The organism is Streptomyces sp. NPDC058665 (genome assembly GCF_042714995.1).
Classification (GTDB): domain Bacteria; phylum Actinomycetota; class Actinomycetes; order Streptomycetales; family Streptomycetaceae; genus Streptomyces.
This window is the reverse complement of sequence record NZ_JBHXRX010000055.1, coordinates 20567-42799: the sequence shown is the minus strand read 5'-3', so window position 1 is coordinate 42799 and position 22233 is coordinate 20567. Positions and strand designations below refer to the sequence as shown.

26 protein-coding genes and 1 tRNA gene are annotated in these 22233 nt (G+C 71.1%); 16 read left to right on the top strand and 11 right to left on the bottom strand.

Annotated features, from left to right (window positions below; all coding sequences use genetic code 11):
- Positions 1–65 precede the first annotated feature (65 nt).
- Both ACFWV8_RS29090 and ACFWV8_RS29085 read left to right on the top strand, forming a co-directional pair.
- Positions 66–153, top strand: a tRNA-Leu gene (locus ACFWV8_RS29090).
- 209 nt (positions 154–362) lie between these two features.
- Positions 363–1148, top strand: coding sequence for a thioesterase II family protein (locus tag ACFWV8_RS29085; RefSeq protein WP_384210276.1), 786 nt, complete (start codon positions 363–365; stop codon positions 1146–1148).
- Positions 1149–1180: 32 nt separating this feature from the next.
- Here ACFWV8_RS29085 and ACFWV8_RS29080 read toward each other — a convergent pair whose 3' ends face one another.
- The 3 genes from ACFWV8_RS29080 to ACFWV8_RS29070 form a co-directional block, all read right to left on the bottom strand.
- Positions 1181–1825 carry an MBL fold metallo-hydrolase gene (locus ACFWV8_RS29080; RefSeq protein WP_384210273.1) on the bottom strand — a complete coding sequence of 215 codons (645 nt, stop codon included), beginning with the start codon at positions 1823–1825 and terminating at the stop codon, positions 1181–1183.
- The gene (locus tag ACFWV8_RS29075) at positions 1825–2910 is read right to left on the bottom strand and encodes an S-(hydroxymethyl)mycothiol dehydrogenase (RefSeq protein ID WP_384210270.1); all 1086 of its coding nucleotides are present in this window, start codon (positions 2908–2910) and stop codon (positions 1825–1827) included. The genes ACFWV8_RS29080 and ACFWV8_RS29075 overlap by 1 nt, the downstream gene beginning before the upstream one ends.
- A 71-nt stretch (positions 2911–2981) precedes the next feature.
- Complete coding sequence (locus ACFWV8_RS29070; RefSeq protein ID WP_329389561.1) at positions 2982–3683, bottom strand: FCD domain-containing protein; 702 nt, start codon at positions 3681–3683, stop codon at positions 2982–2984.
- A 131-nt stretch (positions 3684–3814) separates the two neighbouring features.
- Here ACFWV8_RS29070 and ACFWV8_RS29065 point away from each other — a divergent pair, with 131 nt between their 5' ends.
- Together ACFWV8_RS29065 and ACFWV8_RS29060 are read left to right on the top strand one after the other, a co-directional pair.
- Complete coding sequence (locus ACFWV8_RS29065) at positions 3815–4354, top strand: gluconokinase (RefSeq protein WP_384210266.1); 540 nt, start codon at positions 3815–3817, stop codon at positions 4352–4354.
- Between the two features lie 41 nt (positions 4355–4395).
- A complete protein-coding gene (locus ACFWV8_RS29060) occupies positions 4396–5802 on the top strand; it encodes a GntP family permease (protein ID WP_384210263.1) in 1407 nt (468 codons plus the stop codon).
- A 47-nt stretch (positions 5803–5849) separates the two neighbouring features.
- Here ACFWV8_RS29060 and ACFWV8_RS29055 read toward each other — a convergent pair whose 3' ends face one another.
- On the bottom strand, positions 5850–6551 hold the full coding sequence (locus tag ACFWV8_RS29055) for a cytochrome b/b6 domain-containing protein (RefSeq protein ID WP_384210260.1): 702 nt from the start codon (positions 6549–6551) through the stop codon (positions 5850–5852).
- Positions 6493–7158: a molybdopterin-dependent oxidoreductase gene (locus ACFWV8_RS29050; RefSeq protein ID WP_329392516.1), complete on the bottom strand. Its 666-nt coding sequence runs from the start codon at positions 7156–7158 to the stop codon at positions 6493–6495. The genes ACFWV8_RS29055 and ACFWV8_RS29050 overlap by 59 nt, the downstream gene beginning before the upstream one ends.
- A gap of 146 nt (positions 7159–7304) precedes the next feature.
- Between ACFWV8_RS29050 and ACFWV8_RS29045 the strand changes: the two genes are divergently transcribed.
- Entirely contained in the window at positions 7305–7739 is a 435-nt protein-coding gene (locus tag ACFWV8_RS29045) for an ASCH domain-containing protein (protein ID WP_384210257.1), read from the top strand.
- Positions 7740–7776: 37 nt separating this feature from the next.
- Here ACFWV8_RS29045 and ACFWV8_RS29040 read toward each other — a convergent pair whose 3' ends face one another.
- Positions 7777–9432, bottom strand: a complete 1656-nt coding sequence (locus ACFWV8_RS29040) for an FAD-binding dehydrogenase (protein WP_384210254.1) — start codon at positions 9430–9432, stop codon at positions 7777–7779.
- Between the two features lie 91 nt (positions 9433–9523).
- Between ACFWV8_RS29040 and ACFWV8_RS29035 the strand changes: the two genes are divergently transcribed.
- The 6 genes from ACFWV8_RS29035 to ACFWV8_RS29010 all read left to right on the top strand — a co-directional run bounded on the left by ACFWV8_RS29035 (position 9524) and on the right by ACFWV8_RS29010 (position 13608).
- A complete protein-coding gene (locus ACFWV8_RS29035; RefSeq protein ID WP_384210251.1) occupies positions 9524–10054 on the top strand; it encodes an NUDIX hydrolase in 531 nt (176 codons plus the stop codon).
- 10 nt (positions 10055–10064) lie between these two features.
- Positions 10065–10457, top strand: coding sequence for a YidH family protein (locus ACFWV8_RS29030; protein ID WP_384210248.1), 393 nt, complete (start codon positions 10065–10067; stop codon positions 10455–10457).
- Positions 10457–10777 carry a DUF202 domain-containing protein gene (locus tag ACFWV8_RS29025; protein WP_384210245.1) on the top strand — a complete coding sequence of 107 codons (321 nt, stop codon included), beginning with the start codon at positions 10457–10459 and terminating at the stop codon, positions 10775–10777. The genes ACFWV8_RS29030 and ACFWV8_RS29025 overlap by 1 nt, the downstream gene beginning before the upstream one ends.
- Positions 10778–10860: 83 nt before the next feature.
- Positions 10861–11157: a hypothetical protein gene (locus tag ACFWV8_RS29020; protein WP_384210242.1), complete on the top strand. Its 297-nt coding sequence runs from the start codon at positions 10861–10863 to the stop codon at positions 11155–11157.
- A 207-nt stretch (positions 11158–11364) separates the two neighbouring features.
- Positions 11365–12387 (top strand): phosphotransferase family protein, encoded by a 1023-nt coding sequence (locus ACFWV8_RS29015; RefSeq protein ID WP_384210239.1) that lies wholly within the window; start codon positions 11365–11367, stop codon positions 12385–12387.
- Between the two features lie 6 nt (positions 12388–12393).
- Positions 12394–13608, top strand: a complete 1215-nt coding sequence (locus ACFWV8_RS29010; RefSeq protein ID WP_384210236.1) for an acyl-CoA dehydrogenase family protein — start codon at positions 12394–12396, stop codon at positions 13606–13608.
- 12 nt (positions 13609–13620) lie between these two features.
- On the opposite strand, the gene ACFWV8_RS29005 is transcribed toward ACFWV8_RS29010, so the two are convergent.
- A complete protein-coding gene (locus ACFWV8_RS29005) occupies positions 13621–14214 on the bottom strand; it encodes a TetR/AcrR family transcriptional regulator (protein ID WP_384210230.1) in 594 nt (197 codons plus the stop codon).
- A gap of 134 nt (positions 14215–14348) precedes the next feature.
- Positions 14349–15113 carry an SDR family oxidoreductase gene (locus ACFWV8_RS29000; protein WP_384210223.1) on the bottom strand — a complete coding sequence of 255 codons (765 nt, stop codon included), beginning with the start codon at positions 15111–15113 and terminating at the stop codon, positions 14349–14351.
- Between the two features lie 189 nt (positions 15114–15302).
- On the opposite strand from ACFWV8_RS29000, the gene ACFWV8_RS28995 reads away from it, so the two are divergent.
- Both ACFWV8_RS28995 and ACFWV8_RS28990 read left to right on the top strand, forming a co-directional pair.
- Positions 15303–16574, top strand: coding sequence for an exo-beta-N-acetylmuramidase NamZ domain-containing protein (locus ACFWV8_RS28995; RefSeq protein ID WP_384210218.1), 1272 nt, complete (start codon positions 15303–15305; stop codon positions 16572–16574).
- Between the two features lie 174 nt (positions 16575–16748).
- The gene (locus ACFWV8_RS28990; RefSeq protein WP_384210211.1) at positions 16749–17360 is read left to right on the top strand and encodes a hypothetical protein; all 612 of its coding nucleotides are present in this window, start codon (positions 16749–16751) and stop codon (positions 17358–17360) included.
- Positions 17361–17396: 36 nt separating this feature from the next.
- On the opposite strand, the gene soxR is transcribed toward ACFWV8_RS28990, so the two are convergent.
- On the bottom strand, positions 17397–17867 hold the full coding sequence (gene soxR, locus ACFWV8_RS28985) for a redox-sensitive transcriptional activator SoxR (protein WP_329389529.1): 471 nt from the start codon (positions 17865–17867) through the stop codon (positions 17397–17399).
- 141 nt (positions 17868–18008) lie between these two features.
- On the opposite strand from soxR, the gene ACFWV8_RS28980 reads away from it, so the two are divergent.
- A complete protein-coding gene (locus ACFWV8_RS28980; RefSeq protein WP_329389527.1) occupies positions 18009–18470 on the top strand; it encodes a MaoC family dehydratase in 462 nt (153 codons plus the stop codon).
- Between the two features lie 3 nt (positions 18471–18473).
- Here ACFWV8_RS28980 and ACFWV8_RS28975 read toward each other — a convergent pair whose 3' ends face one another.
- Entirely contained in the window at positions 18474–19124 is a 651-nt protein-coding gene (locus ACFWV8_RS28975; RefSeq protein WP_329389525.1) for a TetR/AcrR family transcriptional regulator, read from the bottom strand.
- A 131-nt stretch (positions 19125–19255) separates the two neighbouring features.
- Here ACFWV8_RS28975 and ACFWV8_RS28970 point away from each other — a divergent pair, with 131 nt between their 5' ends.
- Positions 19256–19912 carry a TetR/AcrR family transcriptional regulator gene (locus tag ACFWV8_RS28970; RefSeq protein ID WP_384210197.1) on the top strand — a complete coding sequence of 219 codons (657 nt, stop codon included), beginning with the start codon at positions 19256–19258 and terminating at the stop codon, positions 19910–19912.
- A gap of 14 nt (positions 19913–19926) precedes the next feature.
- Positions 19927–20703 (top strand): ArsR/SmtB family transcription factor, encoded by a 777-nt coding sequence (locus ACFWV8_RS28965; protein ID WP_384210193.1) that lies wholly within the window; start codon positions 19927–19929, stop codon positions 20701–20703.
- Positions 20704–20758: 55 nt separating this feature from the next.
- On the opposite strand, the gene ACFWV8_RS28960 is transcribed toward ACFWV8_RS28965, so the two are convergent.
- Entirely contained in the window at positions 20759–22171 is a 1413-nt protein-coding gene (locus ACFWV8_RS28960) for an aldehyde dehydrogenase family protein (protein ID WP_384210186.1), read from the bottom strand.
- Between the last annotated feature and the right edge of the window lie 62 nt (positions 22172–22233).

Sequence of the window (22233 nt, the reverse complement as noted above, 5' to 3'; positions counted from 1 at the left end):
CAGTGCCCGATGTTTGCTATGGTTTTCCACGTCGGAACGGCCTTCGGTCGTCCGGCGGACACCTTGTCCGGGTGGCGGAATGGCAGACGCGCTAGCTTGAGGTGCTAGTGCCCTTTATCGGGCGTGGGGGTTCAAGTCCCCCCTCGGACACCATCGTTGACGTAATGCCGGTCGGGATCTGTTTCCCGGTCGGCATTACGCGTTTCACGGCCCTGCCCCTTCACCCCTAACATCCGCCCCGAACTCCCAGGCGGGGGCCGGGATCGGGCGGAATAGGGGTTGCCCGCGAGGGGGCACGCTGGCACGTTTGCGAGGCAATTCTCAGTCGGCGTGTGCCCCCAGAATGAGGCGACGGAAACATCATGACTCTCGCGCCCAGCGAAACGAAGCCGTGGATTCGACGCTTCAAGCCGGCACCCGAAGCGCCCACCCAGTTGGTGTGTCTGCCGCACGCGGGCGGGTCCGCGCCGTTCTTCCTTCCGGTGACCAAGGCGCTCTCCCCCGAGACCGATGTGCTGGCCGTGCAGTATCCGGGCCGGCAGGACCGCCGCGACGAGAAGGGCATACCGAGCATTCCGAAGCTGGCCGACGCGGTGGCGCGGGAGCTGCTGGAGTGGGCGGACCGCCCGATCACCCTCTTCGGTCACAGCATGGGCGCTTCCGTGGCGTTCGAGGTCGCCCGGCGGCTGCGCGACACGGACGTGGAGGTGCTGGGGCTGATCGTCTCCGGCCGGTGCTCGCCGCGCTGCCGGTGCATCACGACGCGTCAGCTCTTCAGCGACGAGAACATCCTCGACGACGTCCGCCGGATGAGCGGGACGGACGCGGAGGTGCTCGGTGACGACGACGTCGTACGCATGATCATGCCGGCTCTGCGCAACGACTACGCGGCCGTGATGTCGTACCGGAGCGAGCCCGGGGCGACCGTGCCGTATCCCGTCGTGGCGCTGATCGGCGACTCCGATCCGCAGGTGCCGGTCGTGGACGCGCGCGGGTGGGCCGATCACACGGAGGCGGACTTCCAGCTGCACGTCTTCCCCGGCGGCCACTTCTACCTCAACGACCAGCCCGCCGCCGTGGTCGGCACGGTCAGGCAGCACATCGCGCGGTGGTCCACCGCGGACGCGCTGCGGGACCGCGTCGCCTGAGACGGCGACACGGCCCGCGCGCGGCGGTCCGGTCAGCCGCCGGAGCGGATCCACTCGTCCAGCTGCGGCGCCTCGTCCCCGATGGTGGTCGAGTCGCCGTGTCCGGTACGGACCACCGTCCCGGGCGGCAGCGTCAGTAGCCGTTCGCGGATCGACTCGATGATCGTCGGGAAGTGCGAGAAGGACCGGCCGGTGGCGCCGGGCCCGCCCTGGAAGAGCGTGTCGCCGGTGAAGACCGTGGACAGCTCGGGGGCGTGGAGACAGACCGCGCCCGGCGCGTGGCCCGGCGTGTGCAGGACCGTGAGGGTGATCCCGGCGACGGACAGGCCCTGGCCGTCGGCCAGTTCGCCGTCCGGGAGCCGGTCCGGGTGGGTCTGCTTCCACAGCGGCAGGTCGTCCGGGTGCAGCAGGACCGGCGCGCCGGTGGCGGCGGCGAGCGCCGGGGCCGCGTCGATGTGGTCGTTGTGGGCGTGGGTGCAGACGATGGCGCGCAGCGTCCGGCCGCCCAGCGCGGTCTCGATGGCCGTGGCGTCGTGGGCGGCGTCGATGACGATCGCCTCGGTGTCGTCGCCGACGATCCAGACGTTGTTGTCGACGTCCCAGGTACCGCCGTCGAGCGAGAACGTGCCCGAGGTGACGAGGTGGTCGACGCGCGCCGCGGCGCCGGTGGCGGCCATCAGAGCACCACGACCGAGCGCAGGACGTGGCCCTCGTGCATATGGGCGAAGGCCTTCTCGACGTCGCCGAGTCCGATGGTCTCGGTGACGAACGCACCCAGGTCGATACGGCCCTGCTGGTGCAGGTCGATCAGCATGGGGAAGTCGCGGGACGGCAGACAGTCGCCGTACCAGGACGACTTGAGCGAGCCGCCGCGCCCGAAGACGTCGAGCAGCGGCAGTTCGAGCTCCATCTCCGGGGTGGGGACCCCGACCAGGACGACCGTGCCGGCCAGGTCACGTGCGTAGAACGCCTGCTTGTACGTCTCCGGGCGGCCCACCGCCTCGATGACGACGTCCGCCCCGAAGCCCCCGGTCAGTTCGCGGATCGCCTCGACGGGGTCGGTGGAGCGGGAGTTGACGGTGTGCGTCGCGCCCATGGTCTTGGCGGTGGCCAGCTTCTGGTCGTCGATGTCGACGGCGATGATGCGGGCCGCGCCCGCGAGACGGGAGCCGACGATCGCCGCGTCGCCGACACCGCCGCAGCCGATGACGGCGACGGAGTCGCCCCGGCCGACGCTGCCGGTGTTGATCGCCGCGCCGATGCCGGCCATGACACCGCAGCCGAGCAGACCGGCGACGGCCGGTGAGACGGCCGGGTCGACCTTGGTGCACTGTCCGGCGGCGACCAGGGTCTTCTCCGCGAAGGCGCCGATGCCGAGCGCCGGGGAGAGCTCGGTGCCGTCCAACAGCGTCATCTTCTGTTCGGCGTTGTGGGTGTTGAAGCAGTACCAGGGCCTGCCCCGCAGACATGCCCGGCAACTGCCGCACACCGCACGCCAGTTGAGAATCACGAAATCACCGGGAGCGACGTCGGTGACGCCGTCGCCGACCGACTCCACCACGCCCGCGGCCTCGTGGCCGAGCAGGAAGGGGTAGTCGTCGTTGATCCCGCCCTGCTTGTAGTGCAGATCGGTGTGGCAGACGCCGCACGCCTGGATCTTCACCACGGCCTCGCCGGGGCCGGGATCGGGGATCACGATCGTCTCGATCCGCACCGGCTCGTTCTTGCCGGGCGCAACAACGCCTCGCACCTGCTGCGACATGTCAGGACCTGCCTCTCCATCGAGCCTGAAGGGCCAAGTCTGACATCGCGCCTCCGGGACGCGCCGCCTGGTCAGGGTGCGAGCACGTCGAGTTCCTGGAGGGCGCCCACGGCGATCTGCCGGGTCAGCTCCTCGGCGCGGGCCGCGTCCCGCTCCCGTACGGCCTCGGCGACCTGTACATGCAGGGTCACGGCCGCCGGGTCGGGGTCGTGGAACATCACCTCGTGCCGCGTGCGGCCCGTCAGGACCTCGGCGACCACGTCCCCGAGACGGGCGAACATCTCGTTGCCCGACGCGTCGAGCACCACCCGGTGGAAGGCGACGTCGTGCCGTAGATAGCCCTCCAGTTGGTGTCCTCGTGAGGTGGCGACCATGCCGAGCGCCTGCTCCGTGAGGGCGGCGCACTGCTCGGGGGTGGCATGGGTGGCGGCGAGACCGGCGGCGACCGGTTCGATCGCGGAGCGCAGCACGGTCAGTGAACGCAGCTGGCGCGGCCGGTCGTTGCCCGCGAGGCGCCAGCGGATGACCCGGGGGTCGTAGACGTTCCACTCGGCGGCGGGCCGCACCGTCACGCCGACGCGGCGCCGGGACTGGACGAGGTGCATCGATTCGAGGACGCGGACCACTTCCCGTACGACGGTGCGCGAGACGTCGAAGCGACGCGCGACCTCGTCGGTGCGCACGACGCCGCCCTCGGGGTACTCGCCCCCCGTGATGGCGAGACCGAGGGTGTCGAGCACATGGGTATGCAGGCCCCGGCCTTCTGTGGTCATGCCGGAAGCCTACGGGGCGGGTCGGGTGAAGAAAAAATATGACAAGTGAGTGACGACACCTTGAATACGTCGTACATATGAGTTTCAGTATCGCGGAGGCAGCGGAGCATGCGAAGACAGCGAGGCATCACATGAACACCCCCCACGTCGTCGTGGTGATGGGCGTGGCAGGTACCGGCAAGACGACCGTCGGTCCCCTGCTGGCCGCCGCCCTGGGCGTCCCGTACGCCGAGGGCGACGACTTCCACCCCCCTGCGAACATCGCCAAGATGTCCGCCGGCACCCCGCTGGACGACGACGACCGCCGGCCGTGGCTGGACGCGATCGGGCGCTGGGCGCACGGCCGTGCCGGTCTCGGCGGTGTGGTCAGCAGCTCGGCGCTCAAGCGCGTCTACCGCGACCGGCTGCGGGCCGCGGCGCCCGACGTCCTCTTCCTGCACCTCACCGGTGACCGCGCCCTGATCGAACGGCGGATGGCGGACCGCAAGGGGCACTTCATGCCCACCGCCCTGCTGGATTCGCAGTTCGCCACGTTGCAGCCCCTGGGCGACGACGAGGCGGGCGTCACCGTCGACGTGGCGGGCACCCCCGAGGAGATCACCGAACGGGGCGTCGCCGCGCTGGCGGCACTCGACCGTCCCCAAGGGCCCTACGAGCCCGAACTCACCTGACAGACAAGCCAGTCAACTCCCCGATACCTAAGGATCCCCCCGTGACCAGTCTCAGCGTCGAGACGCTGGCAGCGGACGCCGTAGAACCGATCACCTCGGCCGGCAACACGCAGCTGGGCATCGCCGTTCTCGCCGGTATTGCCGTCATCGTCCTGCTCATCACCCAGTTCAAACTGCACGCCTTTCTCGCCCTGACCATCGGCACGCTGGCGCTGGGCGCGTTCGCCGGCGCGTCCCTCGGCGACACGATCACCAGCTTCTCCGCCGGTCTCGGCTCGACCGTCGCGGGTGTCGGTGTGCTGATCGCGCTCGGCGCGATACTCGGCAAGCTGCTCGCGGACTCGGGCGGCGCCGACCAGATAGTCGACACGATCCTCAGCCGGGCGAGCGGGCGTGCGATGCCGTGGGCGATGGTCCTCATCGCCTCGGTGATCGGGCTGCCGCTCTTCTTCGAGGTCGGCATCGTGCTGCTGATCCCGGTCGTGCTGCTGGTCGCCAAGCGCGGCAACTTCTCCCTGATGCGGATCGGTATCCCGGCGCTGGCCGGCCTCTCCGTCATGCACGGACTGATCCCGCCGCACCCCGGTCCGCTCGTCGCGATCGACGCCATCGGCGCCGACCTCGGCGTGACGCTGGCGCTGGGCCTCCTCATATCGATCCCGACAGTGATCATCGCCGGGCCGCTGTTCTCGCGTTACGCCGCGCGCTGGGTGGACATCCAGCCGCCCGAGCGGATGCTCCAGACGCTGGAGAAGCGTCCGTCCGAAGAGAGCGACAGGCGTCCGAGCTTCGGCGCCACCGTCGCGACCGTGCTGCTGCCGGTCGTGCTGATGCTGGTCAAGGCACTGGTCGACATCGTCGTGGACGACCCGGAGAACCAGGTCCAGAAGGTCGCCGATGTCATCGGCTCCCCGCTGATCGCGCTGCTCGCCGCCGTGCTCGTCGGCATCTTCACACTGGGGCGGGCCGCCGGCTTCACCAAGGACCGGATCGCGTCGACCATCGAGAAGTCCTTCGGGCCCATCGCGGGCGTGCTGCTGATCGTCGCCGCGGGCGGCGGTTTCAAGCAGACCCTGATCGACGCGGGCGTCGGCCAGATGATCCTCGACTTCTCCGAGGACTGGTCGATCCCGGCGCTGCTGCTGGGCTGGCTGATCGCGGTGGCGATCCGGCTGGCGACCGGCTCGGCGACCGTCGCGACGATCTCCGCCGCCGGGCTCGCGGCACCGCTCGCCGCCGACATGTCCACGTCCCACGCCGCACTGCTGGTGCTGGCGATCGGCGCCGGTTCGCTCTTCTTCAGCCATGTCAACGACGCGGGCTTCTGGCTGGTGAAGGAGTACTTCGGGATGGACGTCGGTCAGACGATCAAGACCTGGTCGGTGATGGAGACGATCATCTCCGTCGTCGGTCTCGGCTTCGTGATGCTGCTCTCGCTGATCGTCTAGCCGGTCACGTCGCACGCGAGCCGGTTACGTCCCCCGGGCGGGGCGGGTCACTCCTCTTCCTTCCACAGAGCGTGCTCCCGCTCCGCCCACGGCCGTTCCACCGATCCGGTCCGCATGCCGCGCCGTGCCTCCGGGTCGGCGAACGCCATCCCGATGTGCCCGACGAGTACGAGCCCCACGGCCAGCGACAGCCAGTCGTGCACGAAGGTGGCGCTCGTCCGCCACACCAGCGGCGTCAGCCAGGTGAACCACATCATCAGGCCCGTCGCGAGCATGACCAGGACCGCTCCCGCGATCCAGCCGCCGTACACCTTCTGCCCGGCGTTGAACTTGCCCGCCGGGCGCGACTCCGGCCGGAAGTCGCGGCGCCGCACCGCTCGCAGCCACTCCTTGTCGTGCGGCGCGAAGCGGTTGAGCCGGCGCAGATCGGCGCGGAAGGAGGGGGACGCGAGCCCCAGGAGGAACGGCGCGGGCAGCAGCAGGCCCGACCACTCGTGCAGGGTGACCACGAGATGGCGGCGGCCGACGAGTTCGGCGAGCTGGGGTACGTACAGAGACGCCGCCGTCACCACGCACACCAGCATCAGGACGCCGGTCGCGCGGTGGACCATCCGCTCGGCGCGGCTGAACCGCCGCCGCAGCCGGGGTCGCGCCGGCTCCGGCCGGTCCGAGGGCGGGCCGTCGGGCCGGTCAGACGGTCGGGGTGTCGGTGCGGCCGTTGGACCGCCCGACCCAGGCGTCGACGTCATAGCCGCGCTCCTCCCAGTAGCCGGGGCGGACGTCGGAGGTGACGGAGATCCCGGAGAGCCATTTCGCCGATTTGTAGAAGTACATGGGTGCGACGTAGAGCCGTACCGGACCGCCGTGCGCGTGCTCGACCGGTTTGTCGCGCATCTTCAGCGCCACCAGGACGTCGGGCCGTCTGGCCTGCTCCATGGTCAGGCTCTCGCTGTACGTGCCGTCGAAGCAGGTGAAGCGGACCGCCTTGGCGTCCGGCCGTACCCCCGCGGCATCGAGGATCCGCGACAGCCGTACGCCTTCGAACGGCGTTTCCGGCACCCGCCAGCCGGTGACGCACTGGACGTCACGGACCATGCGGGTCTGCGGGAGCTTCCGCAGGGCGTCGAGCGTGTACGTGGTGGGCCGGTCGACCAGCCCGTCCACGGTGAGCCGGTAGTTCTCAGGGCCTTTGCGGGGTACGGAGCTGGCCACCGAGTAGTAGCGGAACCCGCCCCCGTTGGGCAGCAGGCCGGTCAGCCCGGTCGGGTCGGTGTCGGCCACCGAGCCGAGGAAGGCTTCGAGCCCCCGCTGGAGATAGGGCGCCGTGACGACGCCCGCCGCGCCGAGACCGAGCATGGAGAGCACCAGGCGCCGCCCGACGGGCGTGCCCTCCCGGTCGTTGTGTGGAGTGGTCACCCATTGATTCGAACACCGTGGAGACGCGGAAACCAGGGGCGCCGGCGATCCGTCATCGTTTCGTCAGAGTCCGGCAGACTGACGCCATGGCGACCCCCCAGGAACACCCCGAAGCCCTCCCGCCCTTTCTGCTGGCCTTCCCCGGGCCGCTGCGCGATCAGCTGGTCGCGGCGGTCCTGTCCGGGAAGAAGGTCTCGACCACGGGCCTGCTGGCCGAGTACGAGGTGGAGAACGAGGAGCTGCCTCCGGTCGGCGAGCGTTCGGCGCTGATCGACTCGGCCGGTCGCGAGACCGCCGTGCTGGAGCTGACGGAGGTACGGGTGCTGCCGCTGGGACAGGTCGATCTCCAGCACGCGCTGGACGAGGGCGAGGGGTACGACTCGGTGGCGGCCTGGCGCGCGGGCCACGAGGCGTTCTGGCACAGCGACGAGATGCGCGAGGCGATGGGCGACCCGTCGTTCACGGTGCACGACGGGACGCTGGTGGTGGCGGAGCGCTTCCGGGTGGTGGAGCGCCGGTAGTACCTGTCGGGCGATCCGGCCCGATCCGAAAGACCCCCTAGGCGACCGCCTCCGCCGCCGCCCGCCCGGCCGCGCGCCCGGAGAAGACGCAGCCGCCGAGGAACGTGCCCTCCAGCGAGCGGTAGCCGTGCATCCCGCCGCCGCCGAAGCCGGCCGCCTCCCCCGCCGCGTACACCCCGGCCAGCGGTGTGCCGTCCGGCCGCAGCACCCGCGACGACAGGTCCGTCTGAAGCCCGCCGAGCGACTTGCGGGTCAGGATGTGCAGCCGTACGGCGATCAGCGGACCGGCCTTGGGGTCGAGGATGCGGTGCGGCGCCACCGTACGGATCAGCTTGTCGCCCAGATAGGCGCGCGCCCCTCGGACGGCCGTCATCTGGAGGTCCTTGGTGAACGGGTTGGCGACCTCCCGGTCGCGGGCCACGATCTCCCGGCGCAGCCCGTCCTCGTCGATCAGCGGCTTCTCGGTGAGCGCGTTCATCCCCCGCACGAGCGAGGCCAGGTCCTTCTCCACGACGAAGTCCGCGCCGTTGTCCATGAACGCCTTGACCGGTCCCGGCACGTCCTGGCGCGCCCGGTCGATCACGTCGCGGACGGACTTCCCGGTCAGGTCGGGGTTCTGCTCGGAGCCCGAGAGCGCGAACTCCTTGCCGATGATGCGCCGGTTGAGAACGAACCAGGTGTAGTCGTGGCCGGTGTGCATGATGTGGTCGAGGGTCCCGAGCGTGTCGAAGCCGGGGAACAGCGGCACCGGCAGCCGCGTGCCGCGCGCGTCCAGCCAGAGCGACGAGGGACCGGGCAGGATCCGGATGCCGTGCCTGGCCCAGATCGGGTTCCAGTTCTCTATGCCCTCCGTGTAGTGCCACATCCGGTCCCGGTTGATGTGGTGGGCGCCGGCCCGTTCCGTGATGCCGAGCATCAGACCGTCGACATGGGCGGGTACGCCGGAGAGCATCTTCCCGGGCGGGGTGCCGAGGCGTTCGGGCCACTGGGCGCGTACGAGGTCGTGGTTGCCGCCGATGCCGCCGGACGTGACGATCACGGCCTGCGCCCTGAGTTCGAACGTACCCGTCGTGACGCGGCTGCTGGCCGTGCCGCGTTCGGCGTCGCTCGGCTCAAGCACCTCACCGGTGACCGTGTCGACGGCGCCGGCGCTCGCGCCGAGTCCGGTCACCCGGTGCCGGAAACGAAAGGTCACCAGTCCCTTGGCGACGCCCTCGCGCACCCGCCGCTCGAACGGCTCGACGACGCCGGGGCCGGTCCCCCAGGTGATGTGGAAGCGCGGCACGGAGTTGCCGTGCCCGCTCGCGCCGTAGCCGCCGCGCTCGGCCCAGCCGACGACCGGGAAGAAGCGTATGCCCCGCTCGCGCAGCCAGGACCGCTTCTCACCGGCGGCGAAGTCCACGTACGCCTCGGCCCATTCGCGCGGCCAGTGGTCCTCCTCGCGGTCGAAGCCGGCCGTGCCGAGCCAGTCCTGGAGCGCGAGGTCCCTGCTGTCCTTGACCCGCAGCCGCCGCTGCTCGGGCGAGTCCACGAGGAACATCCCGCCGAAGGACCAGTGCGCCTGGCCGCCGATGGACCGCTCCGGCTCCTGGTCGAGCAGGATGACCGAGCGCCCCGCGTCGACGAGTTCGGCGGTGGCCACCAGCCCGGCCAGTCCCGCGCCGATCACGATCACATCAGCGTCGTACGCCATGGGTTCCCACCTTCTCGGGGCGACTGAGGTGGTCCGATCTTCCGTACGGGCCGGTAACGAGTCAACTGTTCGGCATGCCAGGCTGTCCCCCATGAGCGCCGCTGACGAAATCCTCGACATCGTCGACGAGCAGGACCGCGTCGTGGGGCGGGCCCCGCGCGGCGAGGTGTACGCGAAGGGGCTGCGGCACCGCTGCGTCTTCGTCCTCGCGCGCGACGCCGAGAGCCGTGTCTTCGTCCACCGCAGGACCGCGACCAAGCTCGTCTTCCCGTCCCACCACGACATGTTCGTGGGCGGTGTGGTCGGCGCGGGCGAGACCTACGACGACGCGGCGCTGCGCGAGGCCGAGGAGGAGTTGGGGGTCTCGGGCCTGCCCCGCCCCGTACCGCTGTTCTCGTTCCTGTACGAGGCCGGGGACGGCCCGCTGAGCTGGTGGTCGCGCGTCTACGAGGTCCGCTGTGTGCTGCCGGTGTCCCCGCAGGCGGAGGAGATCGACTGGCACGCGTTCCTGACGGAGGAGGAGCTGGAGCGGCGTCTGGCGGAGCGCCCCGGCGACGGTGGGTGGCGGTGGACGCCGGACGGCCTGACTGCGTACGAACGGCTCAAAGCGTCCCGCGCGTAAGGTGCGACGGGTGATCGATTTTGTGCGGAGCCTGCGCCTGTGGTTCGCGCCCCGGCGGATCAGCGACGAGGGTACGACCCCCGACTACCGCTTCTCGCTCGCCAACGAACGCACCTTCCTTGCCTGGATCCGTACGTCACTGGCCCTGGTGGGCGGCGGATTCGCCGTCGACCAGTTCCTGCCGGACCTGCGCTGGGGTGTGCGGGTGGGGCTTGCGGTGGTGCTCTTCGCGATCGGGGCGCTCAGCGCGCTGCGGTCCATCAGCCAGTGGGTGCGCAGCGAGCGGGCGATGCGCCGGGGCGAGGATCTGCCGGTGACGGCGTTCCCGACGCTGCTGGGGCTGTCGGTCGCGGCCGTCGCCGTGATCATGCTGGTCGTGGTTTTGGCGGGCGGGACCCGCTGATGGGGGGCCCGGCCGCCGGGGCGGCGCGCGACCCGGGCCTCCAGCCCGAGCGGACCCGGCTGGCCTGGCGGCGTACGACTCTGACGTACACGGTCGTAGCGGTGCTCGCGGGCCGGCAGGTGCTCCGGAACGAGGTGTCGGCCGCGGGCGTCGCGGCGGCGGTGGCGGGCGCGCTCGTCTGGCTGGCGTTCCTCTGGGTGGCGCACCGGCGGATGACGACCCTCGACACGCCGGAACCACGCCCGCTGCCGACGGGTGCGGGGGTCGCGGCGGTGGTGTGTGTGATCTGCCTGGCGGCGTTCGGCGTGACCGTGCTCTGAGGGGACGGCCGGGCGGCGGACAGGACTGGTAGCGTCCGGTCCGGCCGGGCAAATCACCCCAAAACACAGCAGGGGAGCACATCATGACGACTCTTCACCAGGAACACCCCACGCACGAGCACTCCCACGGACCGACCTGCGGCCACACCGAGGTGCGGCACGGCGACCATGTCGACTACGCCCACGACGGCCATCTGCACCGGCGGCACGCGGAGCACTGGGACGAGTGCGAGACCACCGCCCATGTCGTCCACGAGAACCATCCCCACCGGCACGGCGAGGGCTGCGGCCACCCCGCCGTCAGACACGGCGACCACCTGGACTACGCGCACGACGGCCACCGGCACGCGGCCCACGACGGGCACTGGGACGACCACTGACCCCACGTACACCCGACACACCCCCGACAGCACCCGGCACACGGCACACCGCCGCGGACGTACACCGCCGGGTCCGCCCGCGGACCCGGCGCACCGATCCCGTCACAGCCGGGGCCGGTTTCCCGCGACGCACTGGACGGCATACCGACTGGTCGGCATCATGAACGCCTAGGCATCCCCACCCCCGCCCTCATGGAGGTACGACAGATGAGCGCCAGTCCCCCGCCAGGACTCGACCCGGAGCGGCTGCGCGGCCACCTCGACCGCGAGCGCCCCGGACTGGTGGGCGGACCACTGAGCGCCCGGCTGATCGAGGGCGGCCGGTCGAACCTGACGTATCTGATCGGCGACGGTACCCACGAGTGGGTGGTCCGCAGGCCGCCGCTCGGCCATGTCCTCGCCACGGCGCACGACATGACACGCGAGTTCCGGGTGATCAGCGCGCTGCACCCGACGGCCGTGCCGGTCCCCGGTCCCCTGCTGCTGTGCGAGGACCCGGACGTCCTCGGAGCGCCCTTCTACGTGATGGAGTACGTGGCGGGGACCCCGTACCGTACGGCCGAACAGCTCGCCCCGCTCGGCCCCGGCCGCACCCGCACCGCGCTCCTGGGTCTGGTCGACACCCTCGTCGAGCTGCACGCGGTCGACCCCGCCGCCGTGGGACTCGCCGACTTCGGCCGGCCCGAGGGCTTCCTCGACCGCCAACTGCGCCGCTGGGCGAAGCAGTTGGACGCCTCACGCAACCGGGACCTGCCCGGCATCGACGAGTTGCACGCCGCTCTGGGCCGCTCCCTGCCCGGCTCCCCCGCGCCCACCGTCGTCCACGGCGACTACCGGCTCGACAACGTACTGCTCGGTGACGACGACCGGATCAAGGCCGTGCTGGACTGGGAGATGTCCACCCTCGGCGACCCGCTGACCGACCTCGGTCTGCTGGTGATGTACAGCGCGCCGCTGGAGATCACGGGCTCCCCGATCAGTACGACCGCCGGCGCGGCCGGCCACCCCGACCCGGCCGAACTGGTCGAGCGCTACGCCGCCCGGTCGGGCCGCGACACCTCGGCGATCGCCTGGTACACGGCCTTCGCCTGGTTCAAGCTCGCCGTGATCCTCGAAGGCATCCACTACCGCTACACGCTGGGCCGGACGGTCGGCGGCGGTTTCGAGCGCATCGGCGATCTCGTCCCCGTCTTCATCGAGCACGGCCTCACCACCCTCCAGGAAGGCTGACCCGGCATGGACTTCGCGTTCGACGCCCGCACCGAGGAACTCCGCGCCAGGCTGCTGGCGTTCATGGACGAGCATGTCTTCCCCGCCGAGGCGATCGCCCAGGAACAGCGGGCCAGGCTCGCCGATCCCTGGGACACCCCGGCGGTCGTGGGTGAGCTGAAGGCCGAGGCGCGCAGGCAGGGACTGTGGAATCTCTTCCTCCCTGACGCGGAGCACGGCGCCGGGCTGACCAACCTCCAGTACGCGCCGCTCGCCGAAATCACCGGCCGGAGCCCGCAGTTGGCCCCGACGGCGCTCAACTGCGCGGCGCCCGACACCGGGAACATGGAAGTGCTGGCCCAGTTCGGCAGCGACGAGCAGAAGAAGCGGTGGCTGGAGCCGCTGCTCGACGGTGAGATCCGCTCGGCGTTCGCGATGACCGAGCCGGAGGTCGCCTCGTCCGACGCGACGAACATCCGGACCAGGATCGAGCGCGACGGCGACGACTACGTGATCAACGGCCGTAAGTGGTACATCTCCGGAGCCATGAACCCGGACTGCCGGATCTTCATCGTGATGGGCAAGACCGACCCGGACGGCGCCGACACCCGCCGCCAGCAGTCGATGATCCTCGTCCCGCGCGACACCCCCGGTCTCACCGTCGTCCGCGCGATGAGCGTGTACGGCTACGAGGACCACTCCCACGGCGGCCACGCCGAGGTCGTCTTCTCGGACGTCCGTGTCCCGGCGGACAGTCTGATCGGCGAGGAGGGCGGCGGTTTCGCCATCGCCCAGGCCCGGCTCGGCCCCGGCCGGATCCACCACTGCATGCGGCTGATCGGCATGGCCGAGCGCGCCATCGAGCTGATGTGCCGGCGGGCCCTGTCCCGTACGGCCTTCGGCAAGCCCATCGCGCGGCAGGGTGTGGTGGGGAACTGGATCGCGGACGCACGGGTGACGGTCGAGCAGCTGCGCCTGCTCGTGCTCAAGACGGCCTGGCTGATGGACACGGTGGGCAACCGGGGCGCGCACACGGAGATCCAGGCGATCAAGATCGCGACGCCGCGCGCGGTGGTCGACATCATCGACAGCGCGGTGCAGCTGCACGGCGCGGGCGGGGTGAGCCAGGACTACCCGCTCGCGGAGCTGTGGACCGCGGCGCGGACCCTGCGGCTGGCGGACGGGCCGGACGAGGTGCACCAACGGTCGCTGGCGCGCCGGGAGTTGAAGAAGTACCTGTAGGGCGGCGGCCGGTCAGGGGCGCAGCGCGCGCAGCAGCAGGTCGGCGAGGTGGTCGGCGACCTGCTGCGGGGTGAGCGGCCCGTCCGGGCGGTACCAGGTGGAGAGATGGTGGACCGACCCGAAGTGGTAGTCCACCACCAGGTCGGCCGGGGTGGCGGCGGTGAACACCCCGCTGCGCTGGCCCTCTTCGACCAGCGCGCGGAAGCGTTCGTGGTAGCGCCGCCGCTCGGCCCGTACCTGCTTGTTCTTCTCCGGGCTCAGATGGTGCATCGAGCGGAAGAAGATCGCCGCGTCGTCCAGGTTGTCGATGGTGGTCACGACCACGTCGGCCGCCGCCGCGCGCAGCCGCCGCTCCACGGGCTCGTCGGCGTCGGCGAAGGCGTCCAGCCGCTCCTGCTGGAGGCGGAGCACCCGCGCATACACCTCCTGGAGGAGGTCTTCCTTGGAGCCGAAGTAGTGGTACAGCGCGCCCTTGGTGACGCCGGCCGCCTCCACGATCTCCTGGACCGACGTGCTGCCGTAGCCCTGCTCGGCGAAGAGCCGGGTGGCGGCGGCCAGCAGCCGCTGGGGTACGGGGATGGAGTTCCCGTCCGTCTTTCTGGCCACTGTCGCCACCTGCCTTTCTCAGTCCTGAACGGTGTACGCCGCCGTGGTGTACGCCGCCCTGTGACGGCGTGAACGCGGCACGCGCCCGAGGATCTTCCCACTCGTCGCGCCGGGCGGCCCGCTCAGGACCTCCCTCACCGCCCGCTTCCTTCCCATTTCTGCTGAATCTGGTTCATGCCGGCGAGCCAGCGGTCGGGATCGCCGGAGCGGGCCCGGTAGTACTCGGCCACCTCGGCGTGCGGCAGCACCAGGAACCGGTCCTCGTCCATCGCGTCGAACAGCGCATCGGCGACGTCCTCGGGCTCGATCGCCGTCGGGGCCAGGACGAGTTCGCCCGCCGATCCGGCGGCGGTCAGCATGTCCGTACGGACTCCCTGGGGGCAGATCGCGTGGACCTTGAGCCCCCGGTGGCGGTAGGTGAGCGAGAGCCATTCCGCGTAGGCGAGCGCGCCGTGCTTGGTGACGCTGTAGGGCGCCGCGCCGATCATCGTGAGCAGTCCGGCGGCGGAGACGGTGGAGATGAACCGGCCCTCGCCGCGCTCCAGCCAGTCGGGCAGCAGGATCCGGGAGGCACGGACATGCGCCATGACGTTGACGTCCCAGGCCGACGCCCAGATCTCCTCGTCGGCGAACGGGTCACCGGCCGTGCCGTAGCCCGCGTTGGCGCAGTAGATGTCGACGCCGCCGCCGAGCGCGTCGCGCGCCTGCTCGACCACGGCGGAGGCCTCACCCGGCAGGGCGATGCCGCCGACGCTCTCGGCGACGGCATGGGCCTTGACGGCGTCGAGATCGTTGACGACGACACGGGCGCCCCCGGCGGCGAATCTGCCGGCGAGCGCGGCACCGATACCGCCGCCGGCTCCTGTGACCACCACTCGCGCGCCCCGCACCGTGCTCATCGGACCTGCCTCTCGGATTCCCCGCGGTGTCCACCGCTCGACCAAGAGAGACTAACCGGTCGGTATGTCGCGGGGAAGAGTCCAACCCGGAACGGGTCCGTGTTCCCCCGCTCCGACCCGGTGAACCGGCGTGGTCCCGGCACTAGAGTCCATGTCCATGACAGTCGGCTTGATCACGGAGGTGGCCGAATGAGCCTGTCCAGACGGGGTTTGCTCGCCGCGAGCGGCGCGGTGGGTGCGGCAGGTGCGGCGAGCGCGGCCGGGGCACCGTCCGCCGCCGCGGCGGCCGACCGGGGCCGGGGCGGCGACGGCGGGCGGGTCCTCACGGGCTTCGACCGGCTGGCGGCCGACGACTACCGGCTGCTCGCCGGACAGCGGATCGGGGTCGTCACCAACCCGACCGGTGTGACCCGGGACGTGCGGCACATCGTCGACGTCATGCACCCGGACGAACGCGTCGACCTCACCGCCGTCTTCGGCCCCGAGCACGGCTTCCGGGGCACGGCCCAGGCCGGGGGCTCCGAGGGCAGATACGACGACCCGGCGACCGGGCTGCCGGTGTACGACACGTACCAGATCAGCGGGCAGCGGCTCGCCGATGTCTTCACCCGGTCCGGGGTCGACACGGTCGTCTTCGACATCCAGGACGCGGGCGCCCGCTTCTACACCTACATCTGGACGCTGTACGACTGCATGGAGGCGGCGGCCATCGCAGGCAAGCGCTTCGTCGTACTCGACCGGCCCAACCCCGTCACCGGCCGGGCGGCCATCGGACCGGTCCTGCACCCGGAGTTCGCGACCTTCGTCGGGCGCGGGCCGATCTCGCAGGCGCACGGCATGACGGTCGCCGAACTGGCGCTGCTCTTCAACGGCGAGTTCCTCGGCCGGCCGGTGGAGCTGGACATCGTGCGGATGTCCGGCTGGCGCCGCGCCGACTTCTTCGACGCGACCGGTCTGCCCTGGGTGCCGCCGAGCCCCAACATGCCGACGCCCGAGACCGCGTTGGTCTACTCGGGCACCTGTCTCTTCGAAGGCACCAACCTCTCCGAGGGGCGCGGCACGACCCGCCCCTTCGAACTCCTGGGCGCCGAGGGCGTCGACCGCGCGTGGGCCGAGGCCGCCGACGCGCAGGAGCTGCGCGGGGTCCGCTTCCGTGAGGCGTACTTCGCGCCGACCTTCTCCAAGTTCCAGGGCAGGACGGTGGGCGGGGTCCAACTGCACGTCCACGACCGGGAGTCGTTCGACCCGGTACGTACGGGCATCGCGCTGCTGGTGACGGCGAAGAAGTCGTGGAGCGGCTTCGCCTGGCGCCCGGACAACTGGATCGACAAGCTGACCGGCTCGGCCTCCGTACGCACATTGATAGACGCGGGCGCGGACACCGACGAGGTGGTCGGGGCCTGGCGCGCCGAACTCGCCGCGTTCCGGGCGACGCGGGCCCGGTACCTCCGGTACCGCTGAGCCTGAGCCCGAGCCGGACGACGGGCCCCCGCCGTCAATCGGACCACCTCCGGCGTGCGCCCTCAGGGTGAAAACCCGGCTGATGACTGCCATCGGATTTTCGATGGAGCCGGATCGGGCACGCGTACGTCTATTGGATGACGCCGATGCAGCAACCGACGGAGGTGGCAGGCGATGGCCGGATTCCGGAGCCTCGCGAGACAGGTGCGTGATCCGCGATGTGATCTGGCACTACGCCGGTATTCACTGCGCAAGTGCCTTGAACGATTCGCCCCTTACGGGCATCGGGCCACCTGGGACCACCTCTGCGAACGGCATGACATCGAGCCGGAGGACAGAGCTCCCGATCCGGCGCGGCTGATGGCCGCGCTCGACGAGCTGGAAGAGGCGCGGGCCGTCTGGCTGGCCTACGAGGTCCAGTTCGCCCAGCGCCGTAAGCGCGAGAAGCACGACGGGCTGAGAAGACCGGGCACGTTCGACGACTGGCACCGCCGGACCTGGGGCGGCAACGGGGTGGCGCGCTGCGACGACCCGGCCGTGCATCCGACGGAGCCGCTGGCCGAGGTGCTGCGCCGGCTGATCGCCGGGCTGGAGTCGGGACCGGGCGGCGCGTGCCCGGTGTGCGCGGAGAAGGGGATCGTCTGGCGGCCGGATCTGTCGCAGGCTCCCTGGTCGGGACCGGTGTGCAAGGGCTGTGGCATTGTCGTGCCGCGGCCCGTTCTCACGTCCGAGGCCATGGAGCGGGCGAAGCGCGTACGGCAGCGGGAGCTGGCCTCGGTGGCCTGACCCGCCGCGGTGGCGGGACAGGCCGGAACACGGCGGCTACTTGGGCGCGCGCCTGCGCTCCGCCAGCAGCCGGGAACCGGTCATCCGGTCACCGAACCGGTCGTCCGGGTTGGACAGGACACAGGTCTCCAGCGAGAGACAGCCACAGCCGATGCAGTCGGTCAGATGGTCGCGCAGCCGGCCGAGCTGTCTGATGCGCTCGTCGAGTTCCGAGCGCCACGCCTGTGAGAGCCGTGCCCAGTCGTCGTGGTTCGGCGTACGCCCCTCGGGAAGCTCCGCGAGCGCGTCCCTGATGGTGGCGAGCGGGATGCCCACGCGCTGGGCCGCGCGTACGAAGGCGACACGGCGGAGCATGTCCCTGCTGTAGCGGCGCTGGTTGCCGCTGGTCCTGCGGCTGCTGATCAGCCCCTTCGTCTCGTAGAAGTGCAGGGCCGACGTCGCCGCGCCGCTGCGCGCTGACAGCTGCCCGACGGTGAGTTCTTGGATCTTCTCCGGAATCTGCGGCACCCGACCGAGCCTACGGGGGCGCCGTGTCACGCGTTGACAGGACCGGAAGCCCCAACCATGCTGAGCAAGCGCTTGGACACCGGGCGGACGGCACTGGAGACGGCGTTGCGGACGGCGCCCGAGAGGCAGGGATCGACAGACATGGCTGAGCCGAGGATCTTCACTTCCGCAGCGGAACTGCACGCCGCCGTCGGCGAGCAGTTGGGACACAGCGACTGGCTGGAGGTCGACCAGGAGCGGATCGATCTCTTCGCCGCGGCCACCGGTGACCACCAGTGGATCCATGTGGACCCCGAGGCGGCGGCGAAGGGCCCGTTCGGCTCGACCATCGCGCACGGCTATCTGACGCTGTCGCTCCTGCCGGTCCTCTTCCCGCAGATCCTGACCGTCGAGAACGTGACGATGGGCGTCAACTACGGCGCCAACAGGGTGCGTTTCCCCTCTCCCCTGCCCGCGGGCTCCCGGGTGCGCGCGACGGCCGTGCTGAAGGAGGTCGCCGAGGCGGGCGGTGGTGTGCAGGTCACGGCCCTGGTCACGGTGGAGCGCGAGGGGGCGGAGAAGCCGGTGTGTGTGGCGGAGTCGGTCTCCCGCTACTACTTCTGACCCTCAACTCCCGGCGGACGGCGGCGGAGAGTCGCGTGCCACCACCATGCGGAGCACGAGGTCGGCGTAGAGGGCACCGACCTCGTCCGGCGTCCGGCGCCCCCGCGCGTTGAACCAGCGCGACACGTCGATGCACAGCGACAGCACCGCCAGGGTGGTGCCCGGCACGTCCGGGACGTCGAACTCCCCGTCGCGTACGCCGTCCTGGAGGATCCGGCGTACGGCCCCGTCGCTGCGCCTGCGCAGTTGGACGATCTCGGCGCGGTGCTCCTCGGCCAGCGCGTCGAGTTCGTACTGGACCACGCGCGCCGTGGTGTGGCGGGCCGCGTGCCAGCCGACGAACGAGCGGACCGCCTCGGTGAGCCGTTCGGCCGCGGTGCCTTCACGGTCGGCGGCCGCGGTCAGGATCTCCAGGGCCTTGTCGTGGCCGATCCGGCTGATCCGGTGGAGCAGCTCTTCCTTGGTCTTGTAGTGGATGTAGAGCGCCGCGGGGCTCATTCCGGCGCGGCTCGCGATGTCGCGGGTGGTGGTGGCGTGGTAACCGCGTTCGGCGAACGCCTCCACGGCGGCGACGAGCAGCCTTCTGGCCGCCTCGGGGGTGACCTCACCCCACGGCATGCCCTCGCCGTCGGCCGTCCGTTCCGCCGTACGCATCGCTCTCGCCCCTTCCGGTCGGCAGAACGCACACCCTACCCCCGAAGCTGAGCAAGCGCTTAGGGCTTGTCGAACTGTCGTCGCACTCCGCGGCGCTCCGCACCCGGGACCACAGCCATACGATGTGCGCCATGGCCCGACCCCGCAAGCCGCTGCTCAGCAGAGACCGCATCGTCGCGACCGCGAGCGCGCTCGTGGACGCCGAGGGTCTCGGGGCCGTCTCCACCCGGCGGCTGGCCGCGGAGCTGGGGGTCAGCGGGCCGTCTCTCTACAACCACTTCCGCAACAAGGACGAGATCCTGGACGCCGTCGCGGACTCCGTCAGCGCGCAGGTCGACCTGTCGATGTTCGACGCGGACGACGTACGGGACTGGCGCACCGCGCTGCACGACTACGCCGTCTCCTACCGCGCCGCCCTCACCGCGCACCCGCACATCGTGCCGGTGCTGGCCCAGGGGCCCGGCCGCCGCCCGGCGGGGCTGCGGGTGGCCGACACGGTCTTCGGCGCGATGGTCCGGGCGGGGTGGCCACCGGTCAAGGCCACCCATATCGGGGCGCTGATGCGGTACTTCATCACGGGCTCGGCGCTCGGCTCGTTCGCGCGGGGCTTCGTGGACGACGAGACGGCGTACGACCCGGCCGACTATCCGCACCTCGGCCAGGCCCATCTGCTGGCCGAGCGGCAGCAGCGGGTGGACGAGGGGGCCTTCGAGACGGGGCTCAGGGCACTGATCGACGGGCTGGCCGCCCAGTACGAGACAGTTCGGGCCACACCGAAGCGTATCTGAGGCACCCTGGAGGTATGCCGCAGACCACCGCGCCCAGCGCCACCACCGCCGGCTCCGGCGACGGCGACTCCTTCGGGCTTCCCCCCGCCCCGTCGGCCTCCCCCGGCTCGCTCCTCGCGGGCTTCGCCGCGCTGCTGGCCGACGAGACACGGGCCGTGTTCTGTCTGTCCCTGCTCGACGGACGGGCCTGGACGGCCGGCGAACTGGCGCGGGAGGCGGGTGTCGCCGCGTCCACCGCCAGCGAGCACATCGGGAAGCTGATCGCCGCCCGGCTGGTCACCGAGGAGCGGCAGGGGCGCCACCGGTACGTACGGCTGGCCGACGCGACCACCGCCGAACTGGTCGAATCGCTGGCCGCGCACGTCATGCCGGGCCGCGACAGCCCGCACATCGTGCGCGCGTCGAGGGCGAGCGGGGCCATGGCACGGGGACGTACCTGCTACGACCACTTCGCGGGCCGGCTCGGGGTGGCCCTCACCGATGCCATGGCACGGCGCGGGCTGCTGCTCATGGACGCGGGCTTCGCGCTCACCGAGCAGGGCACCCAGTGGTTCGGCGAGCGGGGAATCGCGCTGACGGGCGCCGGCCGGCGCCCGGTGGTCAGCTCGTGTCTGGACTGGACGGAGCGCCGGCGCCACTTGGCGGGGGTGGCGGGGGCGGGTCTGTGCCGGCTCGCCATGGAGTCGAAGTGGTGCGTACGCATCGGTACGGAGCGGGCGGTGCGGGTGACACCGACCGGGGAGCGCGTCTTCGCCGAACTCCTCGGGATCGAGGCGGCAGTACTTCGATGACAGCCGAACTGTTACGCGACGGGTGCGCCCGGGGCGAATCGGTCTCTCTTCCGGGTCAGAACTGGAGTGACTTGGTCTGGAGGTACTCGGCGAGCCCGTGCCGGCCGAATTCCCGGCCGACGCCCGACTGCTTGTAACCCCCGAAGGGGGCAAGGGGGTTGAACCGGCCGCCGTTGATGTCGACCTGGCCCGTGTCCATCCGACGGGCGAAGGCGACGGCCTCGCCCTCCTCGCCCGCCCACACGGCGCCCGCGAGGCCGTAGACGGTGCCGTTGGCGATGCGCAGGGCGTCGTCCTCGTCCTCGTACTTCAGGATGGACAGCACGGGGCCGAAGATCTCCTCCTGCGCGATCGTCATCTCCGGGGTGACGTCGGCGAAGACGGTCGGGGCGACGAAGTAGCCGGTCTCGTGCGGCGGTTGGGCTCCGCCCGCGACCAGCCGGGCGCCTTCGGCGACACCCTTGGCGATATAATCGAGCACCCGGGCGTGCTGGGCCGCGTTGACGAGGGGGCCCAGGCGGCACAGTTCGTCCGTCGGGTCGCCGGGACGGTACGAGGCGACAGCGGCCACGGCGGCATCGACCGCTTCGTCGTAGCGGTCGGCGTGGACGAGCATGCGGGTCCAGGCGCTGCACGTCTGGCCGGAGTTGGTCATCACGTTGGCGACCCCGGCCTTGACGGCCCTGGCGTGATCGGCGCTCGGCAGGATGACGTTCGCGGACTTCCCGCCCAGCTCCAGCGCGACCCGCTTGACGGCCGCTCCGGCGGTGGCGCCGATCCTGCGGCCGACGGCGGTGGAGCCGGTGAAGGACACCAGGTCGACGTCCTCGTGCGCGGCGAGCGCCTGCCCGGCGACGGCGCCGATACCCGTGACCACGTTGACGACACCCGCGGGCAGCCCCGCCTCGTGGACAGCCTCGGCGAAGAGCCGCGCGGTCAGCGGGGTGTCCTCGGCGGGCTTGACCACGATCGGGCAGCCGGCGGCCAGCGCGGGGGCGACCTTGGCGACGATCTGGTGCAGCGGGTAGTTCCAAGGGGTGATCGCCCCGACGACACCCACCGGCTCCATCAGCACCGTCGAGTTGCCGATCCGCTCCTCGAAGGCGTAGGAGGCGGCGAGTTCGGCGTACGACCCGGCGACGGTGACCGGCGAGGTGGCGTGCACCGCCCTCGACAGCCGTACCGGTGAGCCCAGTTCGGCGGTGACGGTCCCGGCGATCTCGTCCTTGCGGGCGGCCATCGCGTCCCGCAGGGCCGCGAGACGCGCCGCGCGTTCGGCGGGCGGGGTGGCGGCCCAGCCGGGGAAGGCGGCGCGCGCGGCACGTACGGCGGCGTCGATGTCCTCGGCGGTACCGGCCGGCACTTCGGCGATGACCTGCTCGGTCGCCGGGTTGACGACGGCGATGGCGTCGGGGCCGGCGGCGGGGCGCCACTCGCCGCCTATGTACATGCTGTCGTGTGCCTTCATCGCTGTTCCTCCCGGGGACTGCCGCATACCCAAACTAGCGGCGTTAGTTTTCCGGCGCCAGG

Excerpts from the sequence above, each read along its gene's own strand:
- ACFWV8_RS28960 (WP_384210186.1), bottom strand. The coding sequence starts at position 22,171 with ATGAAGGCACACGACAGCATGTACATAGGCGGCGAGTGGCGCCCCGCC.
- ACFWV8_RS29050 (WP_329392516.1), bottom strand. The coding sequence starts at position 7,158 with ATGCTCGGTCTCGGCGCGGCGGGCGTCGTCACGGCGCCCTATCTCCAG.
- ACFWV8_RS29035 (WP_384210251.1), top strand. The coding sequence starts at position 9,524 with ATGAGCGCCGCTGACGAAATCCTCGACATCGTCGACGAGCAGGACCGC.
- ACFWV8_RS29055 (WP_384210260.1), bottom strand. The coding sequence starts at position 6,551 with ATGACGTCGACGCCTGGGTCGGGCGGTCCAACGGCCGCACCGACACCC.
- ACFWV8_RS29080 (WP_384210273.1), bottom strand. The coding sequence starts at position 1,825 with ATGGCCGCCACCGGCGCCGCGGCGCGCGTCGACCACCTCGTCACCTCG.
- ACFWV8_RS29045 (WP_384210257.1), top strand. The coding sequence starts at position 7,305 with ATGGCGACCCCCCAGGAACACCCCGAAGCCCTCCCGCCCTTTCTGCTG.
- ACFWV8_RS29015 (WP_384210239.1), top strand. The coding sequence starts at position 11,365 with ATGAGCGCCAGTCCCCCGCCAGGACTCGACCCGGAGCGGCTGCGCGGC.
- ACFWV8_RS29025 (WP_384210245.1), top strand. The coding sequence starts at position 10,457 with ATGGGGGGCCCGGCCGCCGGGGCGGCGCGCGACCCGGGCCTCCAGCCC.
- ACFWV8_RS29070 (WP_329389561.1), bottom strand. The coding sequence starts at position 3,683 with ATGACCACAGAAGGCCGGGGCCTGCATACCCATGTGCTCGACACCCTC.
- ACFWV8_RS28975 (WP_329389525.1), bottom strand. The coding sequence starts at position 19,124 with ATGCGTACGGCGGAACGGACGGCCGACGGCGAGGGCATGCCGTGGGGT.
- ACFWV8_RS29065 (WP_384210266.1), top strand. The coding sequence starts at position 3,815 with ATGAACACCCCCCACGTCGTCGTGGTGATGGGCGTGGCAGGTACCGGC.
- ACFWV8_RS29085 (WP_384210276.1), top strand. The coding sequence starts at position 363 with ATGACTCTCGCGCCCAGCGAAACGAAGCCGTGGATTCGACGCTTCAAG.
- ACFWV8_RS29075 (WP_384210270.1), bottom strand. The coding sequence starts at position 2,910 with ATGTCGCAGCAGGTGCGAGGCGTTGTTGCGCCCGGCAAGAACGAGCCG.
- ACFWV8_RS29010 (WP_384210236.1), top strand. The coding sequence starts at position 12,394 with ATGGACTTCGCGTTCGACGCCCGCACCGAGGAACTCCGCGCCAGGCTG.
- ACFWV8_RS28995 (WP_384210218.1), top strand. The coding sequence starts at position 15,303 with ATGAGCCTGTCCAGACGGGGTTTGCTCGCCGCGAGCGGCGCGGTGGGT.
- ACFWV8_RS28965 (WP_384210193.1), top strand. The coding sequence starts at position 19,927 with ATGCCGCAGACCACCGCGCCCAGCGCCACCACCGCCGGCTCCGGCGAC.
- ACFWV8_RS28990 (WP_384210211.1), top strand. The coding sequence starts at position 16,749 with ATGGCCGGATTCCGGAGCCTCGCGAGACAGGTGCGTGATCCGCGATGT.
- ACFWV8_RS28980 (WP_329389527.1), top strand. The coding sequence starts at position 18,009 with ATGGCTGAGCCGAGGATCTTCACTTCCGCAGCGGAACTGCACGCCGCC.
- ACFWV8_RS29040 (WP_384210254.1), bottom strand. The coding sequence starts at position 9,432 with ATGGCGTACGACGCTGATGTGATCGTGATCGGCGCGGGACTGGCCGGG.
- ACFWV8_RS29020 (WP_384210242.1), top strand. The coding sequence starts at position 10,861 with ATGACGACTCTTCACCAGGAACACCCCACGCACGAGCACTCCCACGGA.
- ACFWV8_RS29000 (WP_384210223.1), bottom strand. The coding sequence starts at position 15,113 with ATGAGCACGGTGCGGGGCGCGCGAGTGGTGGTCACAGGAGCCGGCGGC.
- ACFWV8_RS28970 (WP_384210197.1), top strand. The coding sequence starts at position 19,256 with ATGGCCCGACCCCGCAAGCCGCTGCTCAGCAGAGACCGCATCGTCGCG.